The sequence below is a fragment of the Virgibacillus sp. DJP39 genome (assembly GCF_049310925.1).
GTDB lineage: Bacteria > Bacillota > Bacilli > Bacillales > Amphibacillaceae > Virgibacillus_F.
The window spans coordinates 1-8523 of record NZ_JBMERP010000113.1 but is presented as its reverse complement, the minus strand read 5'-3'; the positions used below and the strand labels follow the sequence as shown (position 1 = coordinate 8523).

General features: G+C 36.7%; 6 protein-coding genes and 1 pseudogene. All 7 read left to right on the top strand.

Annotation, left to right across the window (positions count from 1 at the left end):
- A partial coding sequence (locus ACOI1D_RS20095; protein WP_422503805.1) for a Mu transposase C-terminal domain-containing protein occupies nucleotides 1-1774 on the top strand: 1774 nt, incomplete at its 5' end.
- Nucleotides 1743-3449 (top strand): AAA family ATPase, encoded by a 1707-nt coding sequence (locus ACOI1D_RS20090; protein WP_422503804.1) that lies wholly within the window; start codon nucleotides 1743-1745, stop codon nucleotides 3447-3449. The genes ACOI1D_RS20095 and ACOI1D_RS20090, both read left to right, overlap by 32 nt.
- Nucleotides 3418-5298, top strand: coding sequence for a TnsD family transposase (locus ACOI1D_RS20085; RefSeq protein ID WP_422503803.1), 1881 nt, complete (start codon nucleotides 3418-3420; stop codon nucleotides 5296-5298). Before ACOI1D_RS20090 ends, ACOI1D_RS20085 begins: the two co-directional genes overlap by 32 nt.
- A 233-nt stretch (nucleotides 5299-5531) precedes the next feature.
- Entirely contained in the window at nucleotides 5532-5969 is a 438-nt protein-coding gene (locus ACOI1D_RS20080) for a hypothetical protein (protein WP_422503802.1), read from the top strand.
- A 750-nt stretch (nucleotides 5970-6719) separates the two neighbouring features.
- Nucleotides 6720-6857 carry a hypothetical protein gene (locus tag ACOI1D_RS20075; protein WP_422503800.1) on the top strand — a complete coding sequence of 46 codons (138 nt, stop codon included), beginning with the start codon at nucleotides 6720-6722 and terminating at the stop codon, nucleotides 6855-6857.
- A gap of 457 nt (nucleotides 6858-7314) precedes the next feature.
- Nucleotides 7315-8010 (top strand): annotated as a pseudogene (locus tag ACOI1D_RS20070) (ABC transporter ATP-binding protein).
- Nucleotides 8011-8291: 281 nt separating this feature from the next.
- Nucleotides 8292-8523, top strand: a 232-nt coding sequence (locus ACOI1D_RS20065; RefSeq protein WP_422503798.1) for a hypothetical protein, incomplete at its 3' end; no start/stop codon positions are given.

Sequence of the window (8523 nt, the reverse complement as noted above, 5' to 3'; positions counted from 1 at the left end):
GGGTAAAGTACCGAATGCGTTACTGCCAGACTACCGTAAATCTGGCGGGAGAGGAAAAGATAGAGAATTCACTGATAAAAAAACGGGACGACCGAGAAAATTTGAAAGGGTGATTGGTGAGGGCATCGTTATTACGGACGAGATTAAACGAATCTTCGGAGTTAGTGTTACAAGATTTTATCACACAACAAAGAAAAACCCACTGTCATTCACCTATGGTCAAATGCTTAAAACTTTTTTTGTTGCCGATTATCGATATGATAATGGTGTAAAAAAACCAATACTCGAAGATCGAGATAAGCTTCCAACACTTCGACAGTTTCAGTATTGGTATGGAAAAACGTATCGTTCAGAAGAAAAGTCGCGAAAAAGAAAAGGCAATCGAAAGCATGAGTTAGAGAATCGCCCAGTGTTAGGCACATCAGTGGGTGAAATGTATGGACCAGGAACCAAATTTCAAATCGATGCTACCGTTGCAGATGTTTACATTGTGAGTTCATTTAACCGAAACTGGATTATCGGAAGACCTGTTATTTATGTGGTCATTGATGTGTTTAGTCGCATGGTAGTTGGGTTGTATGTAGGGCTTGAAGGACCATCTTGGTTTGGAGCAATGATGGCACTGGCAAACACTGCTTGTGACAAAGCTTCCTATTGTAAACAATATGGGATTGATATAACAAAAGATGACTGGGATTGTCACTATTTACCTCAAACTCTACTGGCAGATAGAGGAGAATTAGAAGGGTACAATGTTGAGCGTCTTATCACTGCCTTTAATATAAAAGTGGAAAATACACCACCTTACCGTGCAGATTGGAAAGGGATAGTCGAACAATACTTTAGAACGATTCATACAAAAGTCAAACCTTTTACACCAGGTAGTGTGGACATGGATGTGAAGGTTAGAGGGGATAGAGATTACCGTTTAGATGCTACGTTAACCCTAGATGAATTTACTAGTGTTATTATTCGATGTGTTCTTCATCACAACAACCACCATTGGTTAAAGCAATACAACCAAAATGAGATGATGATTCAAGATGAAATTTCATTAATTCCTCGTGAATTGTGGAATTGGGGTATAAAGAACCGTTCTGGTAAGCTTCGTTCTTACCCTGAAGACATCGTGAAACTACATTTGCTCCCAACAGCGAAAGCCAGGGTGATGTACAAAGGGATTGAATTTAAGAAAATGAGGTACACCAGCCAAAAAGCATTATCTGAAGGGTGGTTCGCTGAAGCGGAAAAGGAGAGTTGGCAAATCCCTATTTGCTATGATCCAAGAAACATGGCGAATATTTATATACCTGATGAAGATGGTATGGGGTATGAAATTGCAACTTTATTAGATCACCAAAAGAAATACCAGGAAAAAACATTAGAGGAAGTACAATACTATTTTGATTACGAAACTATGAAAGAACAGGAATATGATCACGAAGAAAAACAACAAAAGTCTGATTTAGATAGTGACATCGAACACATTGTTAAACAAGCAGGAAAATCATTTAAAAAAGAAGAAATACCGATGAGTAATAATCAGAAAGTCAAAGGGATACGAGATAATCGAGCACATGAAAAAGAGGAACGTAGAAAACAAGAAGCATTTTTATTAGGAGGCGCTGACCAATTTCATGATGTGACTATATCAAAAGAAAAGGAAGAGGATGCAGCAGCATCAAAACATGCGTCAACCAAAATCGCATTATTACGTCAAAAGCAAAAGGAGAAACTAATTCATGCAAGAGGTAATCAACGAAATACCAAATAGTTATGGCGGGAAAAAGGTGGACGCTGTTTATAGCTCGCAAATTATCCAAGATTATGAGAGTAACCCATTGATTGAAGCTCTTCCTCCAATATTCACGGACGAAGATGTGATTGAACAAATATCGGTATTTCCACCGTTCGATGAAAAAGAGCGTTTTTTAAATGCTAATTATCGGTTTCATTGTGTACAGCGTTTATTTCAATACTTCCAACCATTTGAAAATCATTTAGACTTGGAACAACGGATCTCCAGAGCAATTCGTCAAGGATATTTGCACCGAAACCCCATGAAGATAGAAGAAGTTATGCGCACTCAAGAAAGCTACCAGGCTATCAAAGAAGGTAAGTTTTTAACAAATTATGAAACAGAGGTAAGGCGAGCCACTGCTGGCTTTACCATTGTAGGTTTTTCAGGAATTGGAAAATCAACTGCAATTGAACGGGTGCTGTCGTTTTATCCGCAAATAATTAAACATCATGAGTATCAATCGAAGCCATTTATTTTCATGCAAATTAGTTGGTTGAAATTGGATTGTCCATTCGATGGGTCTCTAAAAGGTTTATGTATAAGCTTTTTTTCGGAATTGGATCGTTTGTTGGGGTCGAACTATTTAAATAAATTTGGATCACAAAGAAGCACAACCGATCTCATGTTACAAAGAATGGCTCATCTATCAGGTCTTCATGGGGTCGGTTTATTAATAATCGATGAAATTCAGCACCTTAGTCTTAGTAAAAGTGGCGGTTCTGACAAAATGCTGAATTTTTTCGTTACCTTAGTCAATACCATTGGTATTCCAGTATTGCTAATCGGAACCAATAAAGCTATTTCGGTGTTACAAAGTGAATTTCGACAAGCAAGGCGAGGGAGTGGACAAGGTGATATGGTATGGTCTCAGATGCCAAAAAACGAGTCATGGGATTTATTTATAGAAGGGATGTGGGAATACCAGTGGACAACGAACTTTACCCCACTAACAAGCGAACTAAATGATTTGATTCATGAGGAAAGTCAAGGGATTATCGATATCGCCCTTAAGCTGTTCATGCTTTCACAAGTAAAAGCTATCGCAACTGGGGAAGAAAAACTAACTAAACAACTAATAAAACAAGTAACAAGCGACAGTTTAAAATTAGTCAAACCGATGCTAAATGCCTTAAAGTCAGGAAATCCAAGCGAGATTGCTAAGTACGAAGATATTCGCCCCATTGATATGGAAGAGGAGGTTGAAAAATACAAATCCTCTATTGATTTTCAGGAAAAGATACGTATTCAAAAGAAACTACAAGACAAAAAGCGCCAAAAAAAGGAACAGTCCCTTGTAGAAGAAGTGACACTGCACCTGTTATCTATGGATTTTGAACCGAAAGAAATCAATAGTACCGTAAAGAAGGTTCTGAAGAAGTTCGGCGAAGAAATTGAAAAAAACACAGCAATAAAAGAGGCAATCAAAATTCTAATCGAAAAAGAAGCCAAACAAAATAAAGCTACTACCAGCAAGCGTAAAACGAAAGAAATGTCCAAACAAAATGAACTGATCATAATTATGCAAGAAGCGAGGCAAAAGAAAAAATCAGTATATGAATGGTTTAACGAAAACAACATTATTAAACATCCAATAGATGAAGAATGGGGGGAAGAAGATGGTACATTGGTTTCCGACTCCGTATCCTGATGAACTTTTATATAGCATATTTTCTAGGTACCATGTACGTTCTGGAAACACCAGCCCTAAGATGACAACTGAAGATTTGTTCGGGAAACGGACCATTCGATCTGTTATAGACTTACCAGCCAATTTAGATGTGCTGTTAACAGGAATTGATTATGAGTGGGATGCAGACTATTTTATTACGTACCATACAATGTATCCGTACTATGCAGCATTTTTGCTCCCGCAGCAGGCGGAGCAGGTTGCTCAATCAATGAAATCTGATATGGGAGGCAGCATACACACCCGTACAGGTGTTGCAGCCAGTAGTGTGAAAACGAAAACTAGCCTTTGGGTGTGTCACGGGTGTATCGAAGAAGATACGGACGCGTATGGTGAAACGTATTGGCACCGTACCCATCAGGCACCAGGTGTAGTTATTTGTCCGAAGCATGAGGTGGCATTGGAAGAAACAAAGGCACCTTTACATTCTGAAAATCAACATGATTATGTTGTTCTTACGCCTTCGATAGAAAGAACACAAGTAGATCTAACTGCTTTTAATGACGATGAGAAACAACTGCTTTTAGAGATTGCCCAATTAACAGAGTCCTTGTTAGTAAGTTCCTTTCGGCAATCAAACCCGAATACCATTAGGGATAAGTATCTGGCTTTATTAAAGCAAAAAGGATATGCAAGTCCGAATGGTTTTATAAAGCGTAAAAATTTATATCAAGACTTCCAAATAAAATACTCCGAAAAGTGTTTAGAATTACTGCAATCTCCAGTTGATTTCGTCGAAACGAATTGGCTAACAATGATCTTTCAAAAACATCGTAAATCATTTCATCCGATACGTCATTTGTTGGTCATGCTGTTACTGAAAACGGATTTGGATCATTTATTAAACAAAAAAGAGTATCAACCTTTTGGAAGTGGTCCTTGGTTATGCCTTAATACTGCTTGCCCTAGTTATCGCAAGCCAATCGTTTCCTCTTTAACGATAATGAGCTGCTACGATACGGGGAGACCAGTTGGAACGTTTCACTGTAAATGTGGTTTCGTTTTTTCAAGGAGAGGTCCAGATAATAATATTGAAGACCGATATCGCATTGGTACGATAAAAGAATTCGGGGAAGTGTGGAAAGCAAAACTAACGGAATTAGTTCACGAAGGAAAGTCACTTACAGGTATATCAAAAAAGTTACATGCTGACCGTGCAACGGTGAAAAAGTACGCATCTTTACTTGATTTAAACGTTTCTTGGAAACCACCAAAATTCAAACAAAACACACCCAAAGAGACCTTTCCAGATTATGAAAGACAATTGATGGAAAGAAAAAGCAAATGGCTTACGTTGCAAGAGATGTACCCAGAAAAATCAAAAACAGAACTACGAAAAAATGCACCTGATATATACGCATACCTATATCGATACGGTCGTGATTGGCTTTATAAAAATTCCCCGATAATGAAAAGAACCCAACCTCCCAACCAACGTGTCAACTGGGAAAAGCGTGATGAAAAGTTGTTGGGGATGGTAAAGGATATGGTCCGAACCTGGGATTCAAACTGTGTAAAGCCAACAAGAATTACGGTTACCGCGATTGGTAAAAGATTAAACAAGCAATCATTATTTGGAAATAACGCGGATAAACTCCCGAAAACAATGGATTATATTCACCAGGTGAAAGAGGATGTGGAATCATTTCAAATGAGACGTGTAGCGTTCATTGTAGAGAAAATGGAAAAAGATAATGAACCTATCATTGAATGGCAGGTTTATAATAAAGCAGGACTTAATAAGTTCGTTTCAAATGAAGTGAAAAGGTTGATTTCATTAAAAGTAACGGAATATAAAACTGTTTACTAAATTGGTTTAAGAAAAGGAGCAAGGTGCATAGAGCATTTTGCTTTTTTTGATTGTATTGTGGTTTTTGTATTTATGTACTAAGCTAAATGATTACAACTTTTTGCACGAAAGAAAACACCTTTAGGAAAAGGAAACGTTTCGACTTACTAATATTTGTTATAATAGGTAATCGTACACATTGTTGAAAAAGGGTTACGGCTAGAAAAATATTAGTATAGAAAGAAGGTACAGGTTTGGGCATAACAATTATTATTTATGTCATTTTAGCAAGTATTTGTGGATTTAGTATTTATCGAATTTCACAAGAAACAATAAAAACAAAATTTGGTTTACTTTTTTTTGTTAGTATTTGCCTTGTTATTTTATCAACAATAGCTTCATTTATTGGATATCAATTTCCGAAGGCGTTTACAAATGGTATAACCATTTTTTCCACCATTATAGCGATAAGTGAGTTAGCTTTGTTTACTGATAAACCAAGAGACAAAAGAATTAAATTGAGCAATAGTATCCGCTTGTATGGACTATTGATATTTTTTGGAGCTTTAATATTTTCCGACCAAATAAGAAACAGTATGTCGACTAATGATTTCAGTCCGCTAGCGGTGTTAGGATTCGCTATTTTCTTATTAATAACTTCAGAAAAAGAAAAAAGGGGGAAGGAACAGTAGGTTGAATTTATTAAAAGGGTGTTAAAATTGGATAAAATCACGCATTATTTTTGGAATGTTAAAGAGGAGTATCTTATTTGTCAGATCGCGATAGTTCTTAGTTGTTTGTCCCTTTTTATTGAATACTTTCAAAGTCAAACAATTTTTTGGTCCATTTTATTTGTTTCTATTTTTTGTATGACGATACACTTTTTTTCGGTTAAAGGTTATCAATATATGTACAATTTCACTTTCTATATATTATGTTTTGTTATTGTTGTGGAACTAATCATGATTAGTAATCCACATAGTAATTCCTACCATTCGTATAATCATTTCATTGTTACGTTTAATATCGTGGCTTTAATTGCTATAATAGTTCATTCGGTGAAACGGGGTTTGTATTTTAAATCAAATGATAAATAGCAACATTAGTACCCGACTTTTTTGTAACGAAGTAATTTCAACGGTACCCGACTTTGTTTTTCGTGAGTCAATTCACATAACATAGGAATGCGGGTTCAAGCGTTTCATAGTACCCAACTTTGTTGTCATCTAACAACATTTGTTGGATGACAACAAAGTCGGGAACTCGACAACAAAGTCGGGTACTGAAAAGGTCGTCAAAGATGTTGAATGACACTAACGCTCTGCACGAAAGAAAAGCACGCTGCCCAATTAAGGATAGCGTGCTTTTTGTCATTTGTAGGACGAAAATTAAGCAACGATATGGAGTTTTCTAGGTAGTAGCGATAAGAGGAGAAAACTATTTTGTATTTGAAACAACTTCGATCAGCACACAGTCAGTTAAGTGAGAAAGAAATTAATGATATCGCAATGATTACAAGAATCAATTTATATAAACAGGGTCCAATAGAATGTACTACTCTGTTCAAACATTACGAATGATGAATAATGTCTTAGGGAAAAAGTAATCGCATGTAACCAATCATACCTGGGTCCGTGTACATTTACTGAAAGCAGGATCATCAAAATACAAATAAGAGTAAAAAAATTGATGAAGTCGGCTTTTTTACTCTTATTTGTATTTTTTAATGGGATTACATTACGCCCAAGTTTAAAATATTTTAAACCTTACAAGGTATTCTGACTAGTTATATTAAACTAGATATAGTGGTTATGAATGATTACACGTAAATGAATAGGATTAGTTTAAACGTCGTATGTGGTGAAAATCATATTTACGGTGTGAATAGGGATAAGGGAGCGATAACCTCAAACCCTTACAATCTATATGAAGAAAGCATTTATCAAAGGGGAGATGTTTATTACACTTTTCTAATAATTATGCTATGATTAATATAGAGAAAGAATTCAGAGTAATTAAATAAAGGGGAGATCAATTATGTCACATGAGATGGAATGTACCAATGTGAACAAGGTATTTCAAGGAGACGGTATTAGTACGTATGCCTTAGAGGGTATCAACATCCGTTTTGAAGAAGGGGAGTTTGTCGCGATTGTAGGACCTTCAGGATCAGGAAAGTCAACGTTACTGAGTTTACTCGGAGCATTGGACTTACCAACAGAAGGCGAAATTATCTATGGGAATAACCCAATCAACAAACTGAAACAGAAAAAGCTAGCCGATTTTCGCTTTGAAAATATCGGTTTTATCTTTTAGCAATTCCACTTGCTACCTACCCTAACATCCCTAGAAAACGTCATGGCACCATTATTTTCACGAAAAGTTTCTTACAATAAAAAAGAACGTGCAGAAAACTTACTAACTCAGGTTGGTTTAGATGATAAATTTAATTCGTTGCCCTCTCAGCTTTCTGGTGGTCAACAACAACGTGTAGCTATTGCACGTGCGCTCGTTCACGAACCAAGCTGGTTGTTAGCGGACGAGCCAACTGGGAACCTTGATACGCATACAGGAGAGGTTATATTTGAACGGTTAATTGCGTTAAATAAAGAAAAAGGATGTGGCGTTATTTTTGTAACTCATGATCCTGAGCTGGCTTCACGAGCAGATCGAATCGTGGAAATGAAGAATGGCAAGGTTATAAAGGATACGAGGAGTGAGATCCATGCCTAGGGTGGAGGTTGAACTTGAGATTGTACAAACGGATATGTGGAGGTTAGAACTATGACTTCCTTTATGATAAAGCAAAGGATGCGCCACAAGGAGCGTTTTCTTCTCTCCATCCTACCGAAAGTCCTTTTCCTAAAAGGTGGTCTACTAGTTATGAAGTAGCTAATCAACCGCTTGATTTTGATTACAAATTTTTTCAAGGTTATTTACCTACCGACGTTTTTAGACAACCGAAATTAATTGATCACAAGAAGAACGAGGAAGGGATTGCACTTTTACCTTTATTGGACTTAGACATTGTCGGACGTTTTAATACAGAGGAATTGCGAATCAGTAAAGATCCACTAACAAAATTGCCCCTTCAAACATACCGACCAGCTGAGGTTGATATCGTGCTTGGTCCAGATAATGAACCATTGAATCCAATTAAACGGTTAAAAGGTTCTGGTTCACCGACAGCATTATTAACAAATCCGCCAAATTTAATCACTACTGTAAAGGCTGCTGAAAAGATTA